General features: G+C 68.1%; 12 protein-coding genes. 9 read left to right on the top strand and 3 right to left on the bottom strand.

Features of this window, described 5'->3' with window-relative positions; all coding sequences use genetic code 11:
* Positions 1–2,217 (bottom strand): GTP diphosphokinase, encoded by a 2,217-nt coding sequence (gene relA / locus FPL11_RS08220; protein WP_069134251.1) that lies wholly within the window; start codon positions 2,215–2,217, stop codon positions 1–3.
* 89 nt (positions 2,218–2,306) lie between these two features.
* On the opposite strand from relA, the gene lexA reads away from it, so the two are divergent.
* The 9 genes from lexA (at position 2,307) to uvrA (ending at position 20,346) form a co-directional block, all read left to right on the top strand.
* The gene (gene lexA, locus FPL11_RS08215; protein ID WP_069134250.1) at positions 2,307–2,942 is read left to right on the top strand and encodes a transcriptional repressor LexA; all 636 of its coding nucleotides are present in this window, start codon (positions 2,307–2,309) and stop codon (positions 2,940–2,942) included.
* A 24-nt stretch (positions 2,943–2,966) separates the two neighbouring features.
* On the top strand, positions 2,967–3,641 hold the full coding sequence (imuA, locus tag FPL11_RS08210; protein WP_069134249.1) for a translesion DNA synthesis-associated protein ImuA: 675 nt from the start codon (positions 2,967–2,969) through the stop codon (positions 3,639–3,641).
* A 32-nt stretch (positions 3,642–3,673) separates the two neighbouring features.
* Positions 3,674–5,122: a Y-family DNA polymerase gene (locus FPL11_RS08205; protein ID WP_144348174.1), complete on the top strand. Its 1,449-nt coding sequence runs from the start codon at positions 3,674–3,676 to the stop codon at positions 5,120–5,122.
* 40 nt (positions 5,123–5,162) lie between these two features.
* Positions 5,163–6,050 carry a DMT family transporter gene (locus tag FPL11_RS08200; RefSeq protein ID WP_159308491.1) on the top strand — a complete coding sequence of 296 codons (888 nt, stop codon included), beginning with the start codon at positions 5,163–5,165 and terminating at the stop codon, positions 6,048–6,050.
* Between the two features lie 6 nt (positions 6,051–6,056).
* Positions 6,057–9,149, top strand: a complete 3,093-nt coding sequence (locus tag FPL11_RS08195; protein ID WP_186295110.1) for an error-prone DNA polymerase — start codon at positions 6,057–6,059, stop codon at positions 9,147–9,149.
* A 65-nt stretch (positions 9,150–9,214) separates the two neighbouring features.
* Positions 9,215–11,053 (top strand): DNA helicase RecQ, encoded by a 1,839-nt coding sequence (gene recQ, locus FPL11_RS08190; protein ID WP_144348171.1) that lies wholly within the window; start codon positions 9,215–9,217, stop codon positions 11,051–11,053.
* A gap of 17 nt (positions 11,054–11,070) precedes the next feature.
* A complete protein-coding gene (locus tag FPL11_RS08185) occupies positions 11,071–12,867 on the top strand; it encodes an ABC transporter ATP-binding protein (RefSeq protein ID WP_144348170.1) in 1,797 nt (598 codons plus the stop codon).
* The gene (locus tag FPL11_RS08180) at positions 12,867–14,840 is read left to right on the top strand and encodes a GNAT family N-acetyltransferase (protein WP_144348169.1); all 1,974 of its coding nucleotides are present in this window, start codon (positions 12,867–12,869) and stop codon (positions 14,838–14,840) included. The genes FPL11_RS08185 and FPL11_RS08180 overlap by 1 nt, the downstream gene beginning before the upstream one ends.
* A complete protein-coding gene (uvrA, locus tag FPL11_RS08175; protein ID WP_144348168.1) occupies positions 14,833–20,346 on the top strand; it encodes an excinuclease ABC subunit UvrA in 5,514 nt (1,837 codons plus the stop codon). Before FPL11_RS08180 ends, uvrA begins: the two co-directional genes overlap by 8 nt.
* Here the strand turns inward: uvrA and FPL11_RS08170 are convergent, their stop codons facing one another.
* Both FPL11_RS08170 and FPL11_RS08165 read right to left on the bottom strand, forming a co-directional pair.
* Entirely contained in the window at positions 20,347–20,736 is a 390-nt protein-coding gene (locus FPL11_RS08170; protein ID WP_069134241.1) for an RNA-binding S4 domain-containing protein, read from the bottom strand. It abuts the gene before it with no gap.
* Complete coding sequence (locus tag FPL11_RS08165; protein ID WP_144348167.1) at positions 20,729–21,187, bottom strand: CBS domain-containing protein; 459 nt, start codon at positions 21,185–21,187, stop codon at positions 20,729–20,731. Before FPL11_RS08165 ends, FPL11_RS08170 begins: the two co-directional genes overlap by 8 nt.
* Positions 21,188–21,193 lie beyond the last annotated feature (6 nt).

Below are 21,193 nucleotides of genomic sequence, written 5' to 3'. Positions count from 1 at the left end.
TCAGACCGCCCGGTGGACATCGCGGATATTGCGCAGACCCACCATCCGCTGCATGACCCCACTCAGCTGATCGACGTCCGCCACCTCAACGGTCATGACCATGCGCGCCACCTGATCATCAGGATCGGTGCGGGTGTTGACCGCCGTCACATTGATGCCCTCGTTATTGAGCAGCGATGAGATGTCGCGGATCAGACCCGGGCGATCATAGGCCTCGACCACGATATCCACGGGATAGGCACGCCCCGACCCACGACTCCAGCTGACCTCGATGAGGCGCTCCGGCGTCGTCTCCTGCAACCGCCGGATGTTCGCACAGTCGCTGCGATGGACCGTGACCCCCTCATTGCGGGTGATGAAGCCGAGGATGGCGTCACCCGGCGTGGGCTGACAGCAGCGCGCCATCCGCGTCATCAGGTTGCCAACGCCATAGACGCTGATGTCGTCCTCGGGATCCGTTGGGGTCGAGGCACTGCCACTGCGGCGGCGCAGCAGCTGCTCGCGGCTTTCGGGCTCGGCGGGCAGCAGCCGGTCACGCAGCAGATGGGCGATCTGCCCGCCGGTCACATCGCCCCGCCCCAGGGCAGCCAGAAAATCGGGCAGCCGGGCGTAGCGTGACCGCGCGGCCAGTGACTCCAGATTGACGTCGGCAAGCCCCAGCCGATGGAGTTCGCGCTCGAGCAGCTCGCGGCCCAGCTGAATGGTCTTGTCCTGATCCTGCTGACGGAACCAGGCGCGCACTTTGGCCCGCGAGCGGGGCGAGTTGAGATAGCCCAGTGCCGGGTTGAGCCAGTCGCGACTGGGCCGGGCATGGCGGGCGGTGAGGATCTCGACCTGGTCGCCGTTCTGCAGGGAGTGGGTCAGGGGGACCATTCGCCCGTTGACCCGCGCGCCCCGGCAGTGATGCCCGATCTCGCTGTGAATGGTGTAGGCGAAATCCAGCGGCGTGGTGCCCCTGGGCAGGTCGACCACATCGCCCCCGGGCGTAATCACATAGACGCGGTCCTCAAAGATTTCGGCACGGAAACGGTCGATGAGATCGCCATCGGTTTCACTGTCCGGTGTCGACTCGAGTAGCTGACGCAGCCAGGCAACCCGCGCATCGAAGTCGGGATCGGCACTGCGACCCTCCTTGTAGCGCCAGTGGGCGGCGATGCCCAGTTCGGCCTGGTCATGCATCTCGCGGGTGCGGATCTGGACCTCGACGGGGCGTCCACCCTCGCCCATCACGGCGGTATGCAGCGAGCGGTAGTCGTTCTCCTTGGGGCTGGCGATATAGTCGTCGAATTCGCGGGGAATCGGCTGCCAGAGGCTGTGAATGATCCCCAGCGCGGTGTAGCAGGCCGGCACGGTGTCCACCAGCACACGCACCGCGCGCAGGTCGAAGAGCTCGTCAAAACCCAGTCCCTTGCGCTGCATCTTCCGCCAGATGCTGTAGATGTGCTTGGGCCGGCCGCTGATCTCGGCGTTCAGGCCCGCCTCGGCCAGATGCGTGCCCAGACGCGCTTTCATGGCCTCGATGAAACGCTCGCGATCGACCCGGCGCTCGGCCAGCAGCCGGGCGATGCGCTTGTAGCTGTCGGGGTCGAGATAGCGGAACGACAGATCCTCGAGCTCCCACTTGATCTGCCAGATGCCCAGCCGGTTCGCCAGCGGCGCATGCAGGTCGAGGGTTTCACGGGCCACCTGCTGGCGTTCGGCCTCGGGCAGGGCGCCCAGAAGGCGCAGATCATGCAGGCGCTCGGCCAGCACCAGAAACACCACCCGAATATCCCGCGCCATCGCCAGCAGCATCTTGCGCAGCGCCTCGGCACGCTTGCCCTCCTGCGCGCTACCCGACCCCGCATGCAGACGACTGACCTGCCCCATCCGCAGGCCACCCTCCACGAGGCTGGCGACCGTGGCGCCGGCCTGCCCGGCAATGGCAGCGAGGTCCGGCCCGCCCGCGTCCGGCAGGTCGTGCAGAAGCCCCGCAATCACGGTATCGGCGTCAAGCTCGAGGCTGCTCAGGATGTCCGCCACCGCGACGGCATGATCGAAGCGGCGGTCCCCGGCCGCACGCCGATCATCACCATAGTGAGCGGCGGCGTACTCCCAGGCCGCGGTCAGCCGGGCGCGCTCTTCCGCCCCCGGCGACCGGGGCATGGCGGCGATCCACTCCGCCGCGGACTGATCACCGGGCCGATCGACGACCGGATTGTCGCTCACTTTCACCATGTTTCAGATTCTAGCGCCTATGGGTATTGAATATCCATACAGTACTGTATAGATTGACAGTTACATCGAAGCCATACCGGTCGCCAACCATGAACACGCTGACACCTCGTCAGGATCAGATCCTCCAGCTTATCCAGCGCTTTCTGGCGCGTACCGGCTACCCGCCCACACGCAGCGAAATCGCGGCGGAGCTCGGATTCCGATCGGCCAACGCCGCCGAGCAGCACCTGCGGGCCATCGCGCGCAAGGGTTTCATCACCCTTCAACCCGGCGCATCACGCGGCATCCGCCTCTGCGACCGGGGGGCCGTCGCCAGCGACGATGTCGACGCCGCCGAGGCGGACGGACTGCCGGTGGTCGGCCGTGTGGCGGCGGGCAGCCCCCTACTGGCGGAAGCACATATCGACCACCACTACCGGGTCAGCGACGGTCTGTTCTCGCCGGATGCGGATTATCTGCTGCGGGTCCGCGGCATGAGCATGCGCGACGCCGGCATCCTCGACGGCGACCTGCTCGCCGTGCATTCCACCACCGACGTCCGCGACGGCCAGATCGTCGTCGCCCGCATTCAGGACGAGGTCACCGTCAAACGTTTCTCCCGCACCGGCCATCGGGTCCGGTTGCTCCCGGAAAACCCCGAATTCGCGCCCATTGAACTCGACCTGCGACACGAGGAACTCGTCATTGAGGGAATCGGTGTCGGTGTCATCCGTTCCGGGCTCTAACGCTGAATCGACAGGAGGTTCATCATGAAGGAAGCCATTCACGAGCTGCTTGACCAGCCCGGCATCTGGCGCGCCAACGATCCGCAGCGCGGGGGTTCGGACGCCGCCCTCGACCATATACCCAGCGGCTTCGCGGCACTGGATCGGGTATTGCCCGGTGGCGGTTTTCCCGGCAGCGCCCTCACCGAGATCCTCCACGAGGGCCATGGCGTCGGCGAGCTGCGGCTGGTCATGCCGGCCCTCGCACGGCTGTCGCGCAGCGGTCGATGGATCGCCATGATCGCTCCCCCCTTCGTGCCCTATGCACCGGCACTCGCCGCCCAGGGGATCGACCTGTCGCGGCTGCTGATCGTCCACCCGGGGGATCAGCCCCAGGCGCTGTGGTCCATCGAACAGGCCCTCAGAAGCGGGACCTGCGCGGCCGTGCTGGCCTGGCCCAGCCGCTGTGACGATCGCAGCCTGCGGCGTCTTCAGCTGGCAGCCGAATCCGGGGACAGTCTCGCCCTGCTGTTCCGTGACGCCGCCGCCGCGCAGGAGCGCTCACCAGCGGCACTCCGGCTGGCACTCGGGGAGAGCAGCGCTCAGCAGCTCAACCTCCGGGTACTCAAGTGCCGGGGCACACCGCCCGGGTCGGTGGCACTCGACAGCTGGTCGACGGCGCCCGTGCGCACACAACAGCCCCTGCCGCTGGAGGACTGAGGGGCCATTCCCTCATGGGTGAATGAACGGCAATGCTCTGGTTGTGCCTGCATTTCCGCGAATTGCCGGTGGAGTGCTTCAGCAGCGGCGGGGACAACGCCCAACCGCTATTTGTCTCCGAGGCGGGCCGTGTCATCGGTGCCAACCGGCCGGCGCGACGCCTGGGGATCCGCCCCGGCATGCTGCCGACAGCTGCCCGGGCAATCAGCGAAGCGGGGCTTCACCGCATCCGCGATCCCCAGCGCGAACGCCGCACGCTGGAGCACCTGGCGACCTGGGCCCTGCAGTTCACGCCGCGGGTAAGCCTCCAGCCGCCCGAGGGGCTGCTTCTGGAGGTGGCCGGAAGCCTGCACTACTTCCAGGGGCTCGAGTCACTGCGTCAGCGGATCTCGGCGGGCCTTGAGCAACGCGGGCATCGGGCCGGAACCGGCATCGCCCCGACACCCACTGCGGCGTGGATGCTGGCCCGGGCGGGCGACAGCACGCCGGTCACGACCCGCGCGGCACTGGCCGATCGGCTCGCGCCCCTGCCAGTCCACGCACTGCCGCTGGAAAAACGGGTTCGCGACGCCCTGGAAGGTCTGGGTTGCGAATGCGTGGATGCCCTCCGGTCGCTGCCCAGCGATGGCGCCACCCGGCGACTGGGCCGCCCGCTGCTCGAAACACTCCAGCGGGCCCATGGAGAGCGCTCCGATCCACGCCAGAACTGGCAGCCGCCCGGTCAGTTCGAGCAACTCATCGACTGCCCCGAGGCGGTTGCGGACGTGGCCGGCCTCCATCCCTTGATCCAGCAGCTGCTGGATACGCTCTGCAGCCATCTGCGCGAGCGCGATACTGCCATCATGCGGCTGTGGTTCATGCTCTGGCACCGTGACCGCGATCCAACCTGCCTGCCCGTGGGGGTCATGTCGCCAACCCGCGATGCCAGTCACCTGAAATGGCTGGTCGAGCGACGTTTAGAGCGTCTCGAGCTGACGGCCGACGTCACCGCGGTTACTCTGCGCGCTGGCCGCTTCCATGCCATGCAGGCGACAAGCGGGGCATTCGACCTGCTCGACCGCGATGACCGGCCGGCGCGGGACGCGAACTGGGAAGCACTCATCGAAACCTTCGACAGCCGACTCGGCGAGGAACGCGTCTGCATGATCACCCCCATGGCCGAACATCGACCCGAGCGGGCCTGGGCCTATCGACGGCCTGCCAGGGTCGACCCGTCAGCGCCCTCGCCCTGCACCGGCGCGCGACCCGCCTGGTTGCTCGAACGTCCGCTGCCACTGCGCAGCTGCCAGGGACGCCCGCAGTACCACAACGCCCCGCTGGTGCTCGAGACGGGGCCCGAGCGCATCGAGACCGGCTGGTGGGATGGGCTCGATGTCACCCGCGACTACTACCACGCATGCACCGCCGAGGGGCGTCGCGTCTGGATATTCCGTAATCGGCGCGGACCGCGCGACTGGTATCTGCACGGGATATTCGCCTGATATGCCCGCGGGTCACTTCAGGTTCACGCCGGGCCGTGGCATGGCGCTCGTGGCAGTCGCGGCCCTGCTCTGGAGCACCACCGGGGTCGTCTCGCGGGTGCTGTTCGAGCAGACCGAGATCTCGCCATTGATGGTGGCGTTCATCCGGCTGGCCGTGGCCGCGCCGTTGTTCACGGCAATCGGCCTTCTCCACCAGGGGCGCGGCTTCCTGCGCCTGCCACCCGCCACCGGCCACTGGCTACTGCTGCTCGGGCTGGCCCAGGCGGGTTTCCAGGTGGGGTATCTGAGCTCGGTGGAAAAGATCGGTGCCGGTCTGGCCACGTTGATCGCTCTCTGCCTGGCGCCGGTTCTTGTTGCCCTGCTGGGCACGCTGCTGCTGGGCGAAGCACTGACCCGCCGCGTCCTCACGGCCCTGGCCCTCGCGATTGCCGGCACCGCCCTGCTGGTGATCTCCCCCCAGGCCATGGACATTGGTGAAGGCCTCTGGGCCGGCGTCGGCTACGGACTGTTCGCGGCCGGCGTGTATGCCGCCTTCACCCTGATCAGTCGCCATGCCGCCGATCACGTCCACCCCATGCAGAGCGCCGCGCTGGGGTTCGGAGTGGGTGCACTGGTGATGGTGCCGGCATTATCCATGGAGGGTCTGGCACCGCTGATCGAGACCGCGGCCCTGACGGTCCCGGCCCTCGCCTATCTGGCGCTGATCCCCACTACGCTCGGATATGTCTGCTTTTTCAGTGGGCTGCGCCACACCACGGCCACCATTTCGAGCATCCTCGTGTTGCTGGAGCCACTGGGTGCGGCGCTACTGGCCTGGGCCCTGCTGGGCGAGGCCCTCGGCCCGTTCGGACTACTCGGCGCCATCATGCTGACCGTGGCGGTCATGGGCCTCACCGTACCGGGTTTCGCTCGACGACTGCTCGGCTGACCCATCATGGCAAACGTCGACGCGACCTATGCCGAGCTTCACTGCATCAGCAACTTCAGCTTTCTGCGCGGGGCCTCACATCCCGAAGAGCTGGTGCGCCGGGCGGCGGCCCTTGGCTACCGGGCACTCGCGCTGACCGATGAATGCTCCCTCGCCGGTGTGGTCCGGGCCCATGCCGCCGCCCGCGATGGCGACCTGTCGCTCATCATCGGCAGTGAATTCCGGCTGGCGGACGGCCTGCACCTGGTACTGCTGGCCCCGGACCGGTCGGCCTATGCCCGGCTGTCGGCGCTGATCGCGCTGGGCCGCAGCCAGGCCGACAAGGGTCACTATCGGCTCGAGCGCAGCGATCTTCAGGATGGTGTCCCCGGCTGTCTGGCACTGCTGGTAACCCAGCCGGACAGCCCCGCGGAAGACGCTGCCTGGATCCGGCGCACATTCCCCGATCGGGCCTGGCTTACCACCGCCATCCAGCGCGATGGCCGCGACGCCGAAAGAATCCGGCATTGCCAGGACCTTGCCCATCGTCATGACCTGCCGGCCGTGGCAAGCGGTGGCATCGTGATGCATCGCCGCGGGCGAAGGGCATTGCAGGACACCCTCACCGCCATCCGCCACGGCCGACGGCTCAGCGAGCTGGGCGCGGCCGCGATGGCCAATGGCGAGCGTCACCTGCGCCCGGGACGCCACATCGCCCGCGATTATCCCCGGGCCATGATCAGCGAAACCCTGCGGATCGCCGAGCGCTGCCATTTCAGTCTCGACGAACTGCGCTATGAATACCCCGAAGAGCTGGTCCCCGCCGAGCATACCCCCGCCAGCTGGCTGCGCGACCGGGTGGAGGCCGGGGCCCGGGCACGCTGGCCCGACGGCGCCCCGGCATCGGTCCACGCGGCCATCGAGCACGAGCTCGCCCTGATCCGCGAGCTGGCCTATGAACCGTTCTTTCTGACCGTTCACGACATGGTCGAATTCGCCCGCCGCCAGGGCATCCTCTGCCAGGGGCGCGGCTCGGCGGCCAACTCCACCGTCTGCTATTGCCTGGGGATCACCGCGGTGGATCCGGCCCGGTCGAGCCTGCTGTTCGAGCGGTTCATCTCGCGCGAGCGCAATGAACCGCCGGACATTGATGTCGACTTCGAGCACGACCGGCGCGAGGAGGTCATTCAGTACATCTACCGCAAATACGGCCGGCATCGGGCGGCCCTGGCCGCCACGGTGATCTGCTACCGCCCCCGAAGCGCAGTGCGCGACGTCGGCAAGGCGCTGGGACTGGATGGCGATCAGATCGAACGCCTCACCGGCACCCTGCAGTGGTGGGATGGACAGTCCATCGAGCCCGAGCGACTCATCGAGGCGGGATTCGACCCGGACAATCCCATGATCCATCGCCTCCTGACACTGGTCCATGAACTGGTGGGATTCCCGCGTCACCTCTCCCAGCACGTCGGCGGTTTCGTGATCAGTCAGGGCCCGCTCAGCGAGCTGGTGCCCACCGAGAATGCGGCCATGGCCGGACGCAGCATCATCCAGTGGGACAAGGACGACCTCGAGACACTGGGACTGCTCAAGGTCGACTGCCTGGCCCTGGGCATGCTCAGCGCCATCCGGCGCAGCCTGGCACTGATCGAGCGGCATTACGGACGCCCGCTGGCGCTGGCGGATATCCCGGCCGAGGACCCGGCGGTTTACGACATGCTGGGTCGTGCCGATACCGTGGGGGTCTTTCAGGTGGAGTCGCGGGCGCAGATGGCCATGCTGCCGCGGCTTCGGCCACGCTGCTTCTATGATCTGGTCATCGAGATTTCCATCGTTCGTCCGGGACCGATTCAGGGCGACATGGTGCACCCGTATCTGCGACGCCGGGCCGGGCAGGAAGCCGTGGATTATCCCAGCGACGCCGTTCGCGGCGTCCTCGAGCGCACCCTGGGCGTACCGATTTTCCAGGAGCAGGTCATGCAGCTCGCCATTGTCGCGGCGGGCTTCAGCCCGGGCGAAGCCGATTCACTGCGTCGCGCCATGGCCGCCTGGAAAAAGCGTGGCGGGCTGGGGCCATTCAGGGAGCGTTTACTCGAGGGCATGCGCGAGCGTGGCTATGCACCCGAGTTCGCGGAGCGATTGTTCGAGCAGATCTGCGGGTTCGGCGATTATGGCTTCCCCGAATCCCATGCCGCCAGTTTTGCCCTGCTCGTCTATGTCTCGGCCTGGCTCAAGTGCCACTACCCGGCGGTCTTCACCTGTGCACTGCTCAACAGCCAGCCCATGGGCTTTTATGCCCCCGCGCAGCTGGTTCGCGACGCCCGTGCCCATGGCGTCGAGGTGACCGGCGTTGATGTGCGTTTCAGCGACTGGGACTCCACCCTCGAGCGCGATCGCGACTCGACGGCGGCACCCAGTCTGCGACTGGGCATGCGCCTGGTCCGCGGACTGAGCACACAGGCCGCGCGGCGCCTGTGCCAGACCCGCGAGCAGGACGGGCCGTTTCGCGATGTCGCCGATCTTGCCCGGCGCGCCCGTCTTGACCGGGGCAGCCTGCGGGCACTGGCCGACGCCGGGGCCCTGGCCGGCATCGGCGGGCATCGCCGCCGGGCCTGGTGGCAGGTGCTGGGCATCGAGGCGCGCAGCCCGCTGCTTGCATCAACGCCGGCCCGGGAATCCACGCCGGACCTGCCCGCACCTTCCGAGGCCGAGGATCTGCTGGGCGACTATCGCGGCCTGGGGCTCAGCCTGGGCCGCCATCCGCTGGCGCTGCTTCGGCCACGACTCCGTCAACAGGGGTTTCGGCCGGCCACGGAACTGGCCGATCACGGTCATCGCCGCATTGCCCGGGCAGCGGGCCTGGTCATCAATCGCCAGCGCCCGGGTGCGGCGGGTGGCGTGGTTTTTCTGACCCTCGAAGACGAAACCGGCAGCGTCAACGTGGTGGTCTGGAAGGACCTTGCCGAGCGCCAGCGCCCGCAGGTGATCGGCGCGCGGCTGCTCGGCGTCATCGGTATCTGGGAGCAGCGCGACGATGTCTGCCACCTGGTTGCCGGACGACTCGAGGATCACAGCCACCTTCTGGGCGAACTGCAGACCCGATCACGGGATTTCCACTGACGGCGCGCACCCGGTGGCGATAGGATAGGGGCATTCAGTCAACCGGACGCCCATTGATCCAGCCCATGCACAACGCGATGTCGAGCCCCCCGGCGGTCACCGAAGCCGGCCAGATCCTGGAATCGGTCTTTGGCTATTCGCAGTTCCGTGGCCGCCAAGCCGAAATCATCGAGCATGTCATCAATGGCGGTGACGCCCTGGTGCTGATGCCCACGGGGGGCGGCAAATCCCTGTGCTACCAGATCCCGGCGCTGGTGCGTTCCGGGGTCGCGGTGGTCATTTCGCCGCTGATCGCGCTGATGACCGACCAGGTCAGCGCCCTGCGACAGCAGGGGGTACGGGCGGCGGCGCTCAATTCGAGTCTGCCCGCCGAGACCCGCGCCGAGACCGAGCGCGCCCTCCAGGCCGGTACGATCGATCTGCTGTACGTGGCCCCGGAGCGGCTGCTGAACAGCGATCTGATGCATCGGCTGAGCGCCATCGACGTGGCCCTGTTCGCCATCGACGAGGCGCACTGCGTATCACAGTGGGGGCATGATTTCCGGCCCGAGTACCAGCAGCTCGGCGCCATCGGCGAGCGCTTCCCCCATGTCCCGCGGCTCGCCCTCACCGCCACGGCGGATCAGCGCACCCGCGAGGAGATCCGCAGCGGACTGCTGCCTGATGACGCCGCTTCGTTCGTATCGAGCTTTGACCGGCCCAACATCCGCTACGAAGTGGGCCTCAAGGAACGGCCCCGGGAGCAGCTTCTGGCGTTCATCCGCAGCCGTCATGCCGGTGAATCGGGGATCGTCTACTGCATGTCGCGGCGCGCCACCGAGCAGATCGCCGATTGGCTGAATACCCGTGGCATCCCTGCACTGGCCTATCATGCCGGGCTGGAGCAGACCCTGCGCGCCCACCACCAGGCCCGTTTTCTGCGCGAGGAAGGGCTGGTGATGGTGGCCACGGTGGCCTTCGGCATGGGCATCGACAAACCCGATGTCCGCTTTGTCGCCCACCTCGACCTGCCCAAGACCCTCGAGGCCTACTACCAGGAGACCGGCCGGGCCGGCCGCGACGGCCTGCCCGCGGATGCCTGGCTGGTCTATGGCCTGCAGGACATTTACCGCATCCGCCAGATGGGGGCCGAATCCAGCGCCGGCGAGGGGCACAAGCGCCGCGAAAAACAGCGTCTGGAGGCGCTGCTGGGTTTTTGCGAAACCCACGAGTGCCGACGCCCCACCCTGCTGGGGCATTTTGGCGAGCACTATGCGGGACGCTGCGAGTACTGCGACAACTGCCAGTCCCCTCCGCGCACCTGGGACGCGGCGGACCCGGCCCGCCGGCTGCTGTCCTGCGTCTATCGGACCGGGCAGCGGTTCGGCGCGGCCCACGTCATCGACGTGCTGCTGGGCCAGGACAACGACCGCATCCGGCAGCGCGGCCACGACCAGCTGAGCACCTTCGCCATCGGCACCGACCTGTCACGCAGCACCTGGCAGTCGGTGATCCGCCAGCTGCTGGCGCATGGCTACCTCGAACCCGACCCAGAGGGCCATGGCGGTCTGCGCCTGAATGACGCGTGTCGGCCCCTGCTGCGGGGGGAACAGGGACTCGAGCTGCGCGAGGATCTGCCCGCCCAGCGGCCTCAGTCCCGGGCCCGGGTCGCCGCATCGGATGTGGCCATGGCGCCGGACACCTGGGCGGCGCTGCGCGCCCAACGCCGCCGACTGGCGGAAACCGAGGGGGTTCCACCCTACGTCATCTTTCACGATGCCACGCTGCTCGCGATGGTCGAGCAGCATCCGCGCAGTCTTGAAGAATTCGCGGCACTGCCTGGCGTCGGCGCCCGCAAGCTCGAGCGCTACGGCGAAGCCTTTCTGGAGACCCTGGCCACGCTGCCCGACCCCGCCAGTCGCTGACGCGTTAGACTGGGCGGATGGCAGTTTCACAGTACCTGGGCGTCTTTCGCTACAGCCGCCGCGCCATCGAACTGGTCTGGCAGACCAGTCGCCTGCTGACCCTGGTGCTGGCCACCGGCACGCTCGTCGCCGGTCTGCTGCCGGCCGCCGCCGCCTGGGTCGGACAGCTGATCGTCGATGGGGTGGTCGAGGCCATTGATGCCAGCCAGGGCATTCCCACCGAACTGCTCTGGCTGGTCGCCCTCGAGGGGGTGATCATGATGGGCATCGCCGGGGCCCAGCGCGCCATCCAGATCGCCCAGTCGCTGCTGCGCGCCCAGCTCGGGCAGCGGGTCAACGTCATGATTCTGGAAAAGGCACAGTCGCTGCAGCTCGCCGATTTCGAAGACTCGGAATTCTATGACAAGTTGACCCGTGCCCGGCGCGAGGCCTCGAGCCGGCCGCTCAGCCTGGTCAACCGCACCTTCGGCCTGATCCAGAACGGCATCTCGCTGGCCAGCTTTGCCGGCCTGCTGCTCGGCTTCTCGCCCTGGGCGGTGCTGATTCTGGTGCTGGCGGGACTGCCGCAGTTTTTCTCTGAAGCGAAGTTCTCGGGCGATGCGTTTCGGCTGTTCCGCTGGCGCAGCCCCGACACCCGCCGGCAGATGTATCTGGAGACCGTTCTGGCCCGCGAGGACAGCGCCAAGGAGGTCAAGCTCTTCCAGCTGGGTCCGTTGCTGCTGCAGCGCTATCGCGACATCTTCAAACGGCTCTATCGCGAAGACCGTCGCCTGACACTGCGGCGCGATCTGTGGGGCTTTGCCCTGGGGCTGATCGCCACGCTGGCATTCTATGGCACCTATGCGTGGATCGTGGTGACCACCGTCGCCGGGCGCATCACGCTGGGTCAGATGACCATGTACCTGAGCGTTTTCCGACAGGGCCAGAGCGCGGTCAGCGCAAGCCTGACCGCCATCAGCGGGATGTACGAGGACAACCTCTACCTGTCCAACCTGTACGAGTATCTCGAACAGCCGGTGAGTGTGGGTCAGGGCGAGGCCACCGCCGGCGACATCCCCGGTGATGGTCTGCGCTTCGAGTCGGTGAGCTTCCGCTATCCCGGCAGTGACAGTGACGCGCTCAGCGATGTGTCGCTGCATCTGACACCCGGGCGCAGCATTGCGCTGGTGGGCAGCAACGGCTCCGGCAAGACCACGATGATCAAGCTGCTGGCCGGACTGTATGCACCCACCGCCGGGCGCATCCTGCTCGATGGCACCGATCTGCGTGACTGGGACAGCGCCGCCCTGCGCGAGCGGATCGGCATCATTTTCCAGGATTTCATGCGCTACCAACTGCCGGTTGGCGAGAACATCGGCGCCGGCGACGTGGCGCATTTCCAGGACGAGGAACGCTGGCAGCGCGCTGCCCAAAAGGGACTGGCGGAGACCTTCATCGAGGAGATTCCCGGCGGCTACCACGCCCAGCTGGGTCGCTGGTTCCGCGACGGCCGCGAGCTCTCGGGCGGTCAGTGGCAGAAGATCGCGGTCGCCCGCGCCTTCATGCGTGAGGGCGCCGATGTGCTGGTGCTGGACGAGCCGACCGCGGCGATGGATGCCGCCGCCGAGGCGGAGATCTTCGAGCACTTCCGCACGCTGACTGAAGACCGTATGGCGATCCTCATTTCACACCGCTTTTCCACCGTGCGGATGGCCGACGAAATCCTCGTGGTCGACGCCGGCCACATCATCGAGCGCGGCGATCACGACTCGCTGCTGGCCGCCGACGGCCACTACGCCCGGTTGTTCCGGCTGCAGGCGGCGGGCTATCAGTAATGCCGGGCGGCCGGCGATCACTGATCTGGATCGAGGGTGACGCCGGGATCTGTCGGCATCAGGCGCTGACACTGCTCGCGCAGTGGCCGGCGTCGCGGATCGGCTGGATCGGGGCCCCGCTGACGGGATGGCCCGGCCCACTCGCCCCGCGGCTGCAACCGCTGCGACCCGGCCATGGGCGAGCGCTGCTTGGCCGGACCCTCGCGGCGGGGGTGATTGATGCCCATGTGGGCCTTGATCCGGATGACCTGGGCGCCCTTGTGGGCACCATCGACGGTAACGGCATGGCCGTGTTGCTGACGCCCGCGGCGGAGGACTGGCCACTCCAGGCCGACGCCGGGGACTCGGTGTTCATCCGCCGCCTGGCCGACTGCCTCGCCCATGAGCCGGCCGTGCACCGCCCCACTCGGGTCATACCCTGTCCGCGGCCCGCCGCCCTGTCCGCGACGTCACCCGATGATCGGCCGACCACCGATCAGCGCCGGATCATCCGGGCCATCACGACCCTTGCCGAGCGGCCCGGCGGAGGCACATTACTGGTGACCGCTGACCGTGGCCGGGGCAAATCCGCCGCCCTCGGCATGGCGCTGCAGGCGCTGGAGCCCCATCGTCCCGCCCGTCTCACCGCTCCGTCCCGGGCGGCCGCCGCGACCGCGATCAGCCGCGCCGGGGACGCGGCCCCGCGGTTCATTGCCCCCGAGGACGTCACGCCGGACGACTCACTGCTACTCATCGACGAGGCGGCCGCCCTGCCGCTGCCGCTGATCGTTCGACAGGTCAATGACAACCCGCGCTGCGTGCTGACGGGCACGGTGCACGGCTACGAAGGCAGTGGTCGGGGCCTGATCCTGCGACTGGCCGAGGCGCTCAGCCAGCGTCCACTCGAGCATCTGATCATGCACCAGCCGGTCCGCTGGGCGGCGGATGACCCCCTCGAGGCGCTCATCGACCGCCTCCTGCTGTTGAGTGCCGAGCCCGATGGGCCCGCGCCCGCGGGTCCGGTCACGGTCACCGCCATCAGCGCCGCGGATCTGGCCGCCGACGAATCGGACCTGCGCGATGCCTTCGGGCTGCTCGTGGCCGGCCACTACCAGACACGTCCCCGGGATCTGCGCCAGCTGCTCGACGATCCAGCCATCCGCCTGTACACCGCCCGCAATCAGGGCCGGATTGTCGGCATTCTGGCGGCCCGCATCGAAGGCGGTCTGGATACCGACCTATGCCACGAGATCCACCGGGGCCGACGCCGCCCCGCCGGGCATCTGATCGCCCAGTCGCTCACCTTTCATGCCGGCGTGGCGGGGGCCGCGCGACACCACGGACGGCGCATCCAGCGCATTGCCGTGCGTGGCGACTGCCGGCGCCAGGGAATCGGTCGACGGCTGATCGCAGCGGCCCGGCAGGATGCACAGGCGGCCGGCGAGGACTGGCTCGGCACCAGTTTCGGGATGACGGCCGGGTTGCTGGATTTCTGGATGGCCTGCGGGTTGACGCCGGTGCGCGTGGGCAATCACCAGGATGCCCGCAGCGGGACATTCTCGGTTATCCTTCTACAAGGGCTGAATGCGGTGGGCAGGCAGCTGTGTCGGGAGGCCGGCCTGCGCCTGGCGGTGCACCTGCCCGACCAACTGAACCACAGCCTCCGCGATCTGTCTTCTGAGCTGCGCAAGCGGCTCTGGCGCGACCCGCCGGACGAGCCTGCGCGGCGGCGCATCGACACCGCCGACCTGCGCGCCTTCGCCCTGGGGCATCGCCCGCTGCTCGACACCCATGGCGCACTCTGCCGGTGGGCGGCATCGAGCGCCGCCGGCGCCGTCCGCTCCGCGCACGACCGGGCGTTGCTCACCGCCGCGGTCGAGACACCCCAGCAGGCCGGCGCCCTGGCCCGTGCCGGCGGCGTGGCAGGACGCCGGGCGGCGATCGCCCGACTGCGCCAATTGATTGCCCAAAGCCCGAGGATCAACGATGAGTGATTCCAGCATCCGCATTCGCGGTGCCCGCCAGAACAACCTTCGCAACCTGGATCTGGACCTGCCCACTGGCGAGTTCACGGTCATCACCGGCGTCTCCGGGTCGGGCAAGTCGTCGCTCGCCTTCGACACCATTTATGCCGAAGGCCAGCGCCGCTATGTGGAGACCTTCTCGCCCTACGCGCGGCAGTTTCTCGACCGCATGGACCGGCCCGCCACCGACCGGGTCGAGGGGATCCCACCCGCCATTGCCATCGACCAGACCAATCCGGTCCGCACCTCGCGCTCCACCGTGGGCACGATGACCGAGCTCAATGACCACCTCAAGCTGCTGTTCGCGCGGGGCGCAAGGCTTTTCTGCGCCGGCTGCGGCCGCCATGTCACCCGCGATACCGCCGAGGGGGTCTATCACCAGCTCCAGCAGCGCTGTCCCGCCTCACGGGTGGTGATCGGTTTTGACACCCCCATTCCCGAGCAATACAGCGCCGCAGAACTGCGTACGCTCCTCGAGCGCCAGGGCTATACCCGCATCCGCGAACTCGACGACCACCATCTGCGCGTCACCCAGGATCGAGTCCGGGTCGAGGCGGGACGCCGCGACCGGCTGGTGGAGGCCGCCGAGGCCGCCTTCCGGCATGGCCGCGGCCACCTGGTGGTGGAGGTCCTCGATGATGCGCGCGAGCCGATCGCCGAGCACCGCTTCTCCCAGGCCCTGCACTGCGCCGACTGCGACCGCCATTACCGCGATCCCAGCCCCAGCCTTTTCTCGTTCAACTCCCCGGTGGGGGCCTGCGAGACGTGTCGGGGGTTTGGTCGCATCATGGGCATTGACGATGGCCTGGTCATTCCCGACCCGTCCAGGAGCCTCGCCGGCGGCGCCATCCGCCCGTGGCAGTCCGGCAAATCGGCGGAATGCCAGAAGGATCTGATGCGCCATGCCCGCCGCCGTGGGGTTGCCACGGATATCCCATGGCGTGATCTGCCGGCGGCGGATCGTGAGTGGGTGCTCGAGGGCGACGGTCGCGGCCGCAATGACTGGTATGGCGTCCGCGGTTTTTTCGACTGGCTGGAGTCGAAGAGCTACAAGATGCACGTCCGGGTGCTGCTGTCGAAATATCGCAGCTACGATCTCTGCCCCGACTGCGAGGGCGCCCGACTCAATCCCGAGGCACTGCTCTGGCGCCTGGGCGATCATGCCGAGGCGAATGCAGCGATGGATCCCGCCGAGCGCCATCGGCCGCGCGGCCTCACCCTCGGGGCATCCCGGTTTGAGGCCCTGCCGGGCCTGAACATGCACGACCTGATGACCCGGCCGCTCAGTCAGGCCGAGGCCTTCTTTGCCGCCCTGCAACTGCCGCCGCCGATGGACGAGGCGGTGCCTCTGCTGCTCGAGGCCATCCAGACCCGACTGGGCTTTCTGGCTCAGGTGGGGGTGGGGTACCTGACCCTTGACCGCCAGTCGCGGACACTGTCCGGCGGAGAGGTCCAGCGCATCAACCTGACCACCGCCCTGGGCACCTCGCTGGTCAATACGCTGTTTGTGCTCGATGAGCCGAGCATCGGTCTGCATCCCCGCGATATCGGGCGTATCACCCGCGTGATGCATCAACTCCGCGATGCCGGCAACACGCTGCTGGTGGTCGAGCATGATCCCGACATCATGCGCGCCGCCGACCGGGTGATCGATATCGGCCCCGGACCGGGACGCGCCGGGGGCCAGATCATGTTCAATGGCACGCCGCAGGCGCTGGCCGCGGACACCCGATCCCTGACCGGTGCCTATCTGCAGGGGCGCCGCCAGGTGGCGGCCAGCGACCAGCCGCCGGCGCGGCCGGCCCCGGAGCAGTGGCTGAGAATCCGCGGGGCGCGCGAGCACAACCTGACCGGCATCGACGTGAACCTGCCCCTCAACCGCCTGGTGTGCCTGACCGGCGTCTCGGGCTCGGGCAAATCCACCCTGCTTGAGTCGATCCTCTATCGGGGATTGCGCAAACGGCTGGGCGAGGCGGTGGACCCGCCCGGTGACCACGACGCCATCGAGCATGACCGGCCGATCGATGAGGTGGTGCTGGTGGATCAGTCCGCCATCGGCCGCACCACACGCTCCAACCCGGCCAGTTATGTCGGCGCCTTCGATCCGATCCGCAAGGCCTTCGCCCGCGAGCCACTGGCCCGCGAGCGCGGTTATACCGCCGGCACGTTCAGCTTCAATGCCGGTGCCGGCCGCTGCCCGGCCTGCGGCGGCAACGGCTTCGAGCATGTCGAGATGCAGTTCCTGTCCGATGTGTATCTGCGCTGCCCGACCTGCGACGGGCGCCGTTACCGCGATGCCGTGCTCGAGGTGCGTCTGGCCCCGGCGGCGGAATGCGACCGCGCACCGGCTTCCATCGCCGAGTGCCTGGACATGACCGTGGACGAGGCGCGGGGCTTTTTCGCCGATCAGCCGGATGTGCTGCGCGGCCTCGAGCCGCTGGCCGCGGTGGGCCTGGGGTACATGACCCTGGGTCAGCCGGTGCCGACCCTGTCCGGCGGCGAAGCCCAGCGCCTCAAGCTGGCCGGGCACCTGGCCAAGGCCCGCCGGCGCGGCGGCGGCCACAAGCTGTTTCTGTTCGACGAGCCCACCACGGGCCTGCATTTCGAGGACATCCGGGTCCTGCTCACTGCCCTCGAGCGGCTGCTCACCGTGGGTCACTCCGTCATTCTCATCGAGCATAATCTTGACGTCATGAGCGCCGCCGACTGGTTGGTGGATCTGGGTCCGGAGGGCGGCACCGGTGGCGGACAGCTGCTGGCGGCCGGCCCGCCCGCGACGGTCATGCAGGTCGAGGCAAGTCACACCGGCATCGCGCTCAAGCGCTACCTGGCCGAGCAGGCCGCCCCAGGCGATACCGCGGTGGCGGTGGCCGAGCCCGCCGGCCCCGTTACCACGCCCCGGCCGCCGAAAGCGGTCGAGATCCGCAATGCCCGCGAGCACAACCTGCGCGGCATCGATGTGCGCATCCCCCAGGAAAAGCTCACCGTCATCACCGGCCTGTCGGGATCGGGCAAAAGCACGGTCGCCTTCGACATCCTGTTCAACGAAGGGCAGCGGCGTTATCTGGAATCGCTCAACGCCTATGCCCGTCAGTTCGTGCAGCCGGCGGCACGGCCGGATGTTGATGCGGTGTTCGGCATCCCGCCCACCGTGGCCATCGAGCAGCGCACCAGTCGCGGCGGGCAAAAGAGCACCGTGGCGACGATGACCGAGCTGCATCATTTTCTGCGCCTGTTGTTCGTCAAGCTGGGCACGCAGTACTGCCCACAATGCGACCGACCCATCCAGGAACAGAGCCAGGCGTCCATCGCCGCGCGGCTGCTGGAAGACCACCGTGGCGAGACCATTACGCTGTACGCCCCCCTGGTGGTGGCGCGCAAGGGCTACTACACCGATCTCGCCCAATGGGCGGCCGGCAAGGGGTTCACCCATCTGCATGTCGACGGCACGGATCAACCGACCGACAACTGGCCGCGGCTGGATCGCTACCAGGAGCATGACATCGACCTGCCGGTGGTCACGCTGACCCCCGACCCCGCCCGGGAGAAGGCACTGGACAGCGCCCTGGAGCATGCCCTCGGCTATGGCAAGGGCCAGGTCCGGGTCGCCACCGCCGACGGCCAGTCAACCCTGTATTCCACCCAGCGCGCCTGTCCGGGCTGCAATCGCAGTTTCGCCCCGCTCGACCCGCGGCTGTTTTCCTACAACACCCGGCATGGCTGGTGCCCGCGCTGCTTTGGCACGGGCGTGCTGATCCAGGGCTTTGATGAAGACCAGACCGGGGAGGAGCGTCAATGGCGCCAGACCGACGAGGACCCGGCCCGCCCCTGCCCGGCCTGCCATGGCCATCGGCTTCGGCCCGAGGCGCTGTCGGTGCGGTTTCTGGACCGCGGGATCGCCGATTATGGCGAATTCTCGGTGGAGCAGGCGGCGGCGTTTTTCCGCGACGTTACCCTCGAGCCCCGCCAGGCCCTGATCGCCGATGATGTCATCGCCGAGCTCAGGAGCCGCCTGGGCTTTCTTGAGGCCGTGGGCCTGGGCTATCTGACCCTCGACCGTGCCGCGCCCACCCTGTCGGGCGGCGAGGCGCAGCGCATCCGGCTGGCCGCCCAGCTCGGTTCCAACCTCCAGGGGGTGTGCTACATCCTCGACGAACCCACCATCGGCCTGCATGCCCGGGACAACCGCATGCTGCTGGACACCCTTTCGGCCCTGGAGGCCAAGGGCAACACGCTGGTGGTGGTCGAGCATGACGAGGACACCATCCGTCGGGCGGAGCATGTCATTGATCTGGGCCCCGGCGCGGGCGTGGAAGGCGGTCGCATCGTCGCCGAGGGACGCCTCGAGGAATTACTCGACAACCCCGATTCAGTGACCGGGCGCGCGCTGGCGCATCCCCTGACCCATCCCCTGCGCGGTCAGCGTCGTGACCCGCATGCCGCCGATGCCATCGAACTCACTGGTGTGCACGCTCATAACCTTCGCCGGGTCAACGCCCGTCTCCCGCTGGCGCGCCTGATCGGCGTCAGCGGAGTATCCGGATCGGGCAAGAGCACACTGGTCCGCGATGTCCTGCATGGCAGCCTCGCCGGTCGCCTGGGGCGGCGCGGCGACCCCGACCGCCCGACCCGCGGCTGCCGATCCATCCGTGGCTGGGAATCCCTGGATCGTGTCCTCGAGGTGGATCAGACCCCGATTGGCAAGACGCCGCGCTCCTGCCCCGCGACCTATGTCGGCATCTACGACGAGATCCGGCGGCTGTTCGCCCAGACCGAGGAGGCGCGTATCCGCGGCTACGGGCCCGGGCGGTTTTCGTTCAACACCCGCGACGGCCGCTGTCCGGAATGCGAAGGTCAGGGCATGCGTCGGGTGGAGATGAACTTTCTGCCGGATGTGACCGTGCCCTGCGAGAGCTGCCACGGGCAGCGCTTTACGCCGGAAACACTCGCGGTCACCTGGCGCGGCTGCTCGATCGGCGAGGTGCTGAACATGGAGATCGATCGGGCGGTGGACTTCTTCGCCGCCCATCACCGCCTCCATCACACGCTCGGACTGCTCCGCGACACCGGGCTGGGCTATCTGACCCTGGGTCAGCCCAGCCCGACCCTGTCCGGCGGCGAGGCGCAGCGCATCAAGCTGGTCAGCGAGCTGGCAAAGGCACGCCCCGAATCCGGCGGTGCACGGGCGGCGAAGACGCTCTACATCCTCGATGAGCCCACGGTGGGCCTGCACATCGCCGACGTCGAGCGCCTGATCGGTGTCCTCCACCGGCTGGTGGAGGCAGGCCACAGCGTGGTCGTCATCGAACACAACCTCGACATCCTCGCCGAGGCGGACTGGCTGATCGATCTGGGCCCGGAAGGCGGTGATGGCGGCGGGCGCATCGTCGCCCAGGGCACGCCTGAGCAGGTCTGCCGCAACACCACCTCCCACACCGGCCGGTTGCTCGGCGAGTTCATGGGCGCCCGGCGCTGATCAGTCCCGCCCGCCCCGCTTGAAAGCCGCCAGGCGCTGCCGGTCGCGGCGGTCGGGGCGATGATCAGGCCGCGGCTGGGCGGCGGCGGCCGCCCGCAGCTCATCGCGCTGGCGCTCGCGGGCGCGGACACTGGCGTCGGTCTCGGTGTAAAGGGCCTGCGCCTGGGGGGCGGGACCGCGCTGTTCGGCGAGGCCCTCGACATCCACTTCGAAGGTCTGCGGGCCCTTGCGGATCAGCAGCCGGTTACCGGCACGGACCGCCCGGGCCGGCTTGGCGCGCACGCCGTCGACGTCCACCTTGCCGCCCTTGATCGCATCCACCGCCAGCCGCCGGGTCTTGAAAAAACGCGCCGCCCACAGCCAGCGGTCCAGGCGCACCGATTCAGCCATCCGCGTGTCCCGTGTAACTGCCGTGCATGTAGCTGGTCAGCGCCGCCACCTCCATGTCGCGCTCGCGCACGACGGCGGCACTCAGATCCCGCACCGACACCATTCCCAGCACGTGCTGCTCATCCATGACCGGTAGATGCCGGACATTGCGCTCGGCCACCAGGGCAAGGGCCTGATCGGTGGTGCCCGAAGGCCCGATCCAGAACACCTCGCGGGTCATCACCGACTCGAGGGCCGTGGTGGCGGGATCAAGCCGCTCACCCAGAACCCGCCGCAGCACATCGCGCTCGGTAAAGATCCCCAGCAGGGTTTCGTCGGGCGTCATCACGAGCACGGCGCCGATGTTGCGCCGGTTCATGAGGGCAACGGCGTCGGCGGCCGTGCTCTCCGGCCCCAGCGCCTGCAGGGATCCGTTTCCCTCGCGCAGCAGCGATCGCATGGTATTGGGCATCAGACT

Origin of the sequence: Spiribacter aquaticus (assembly GCF_007625215.1) — a bacterium.
Lineage (GTDB): Bacteria > Pseudomonadota > Gammaproteobacteria > Nitrococcales > Nitrococcaceae > Spiribacter > Spiribacter roseus.
This window is presented reverse-complemented; position numbering and strand designations above follow the sequence as displayed.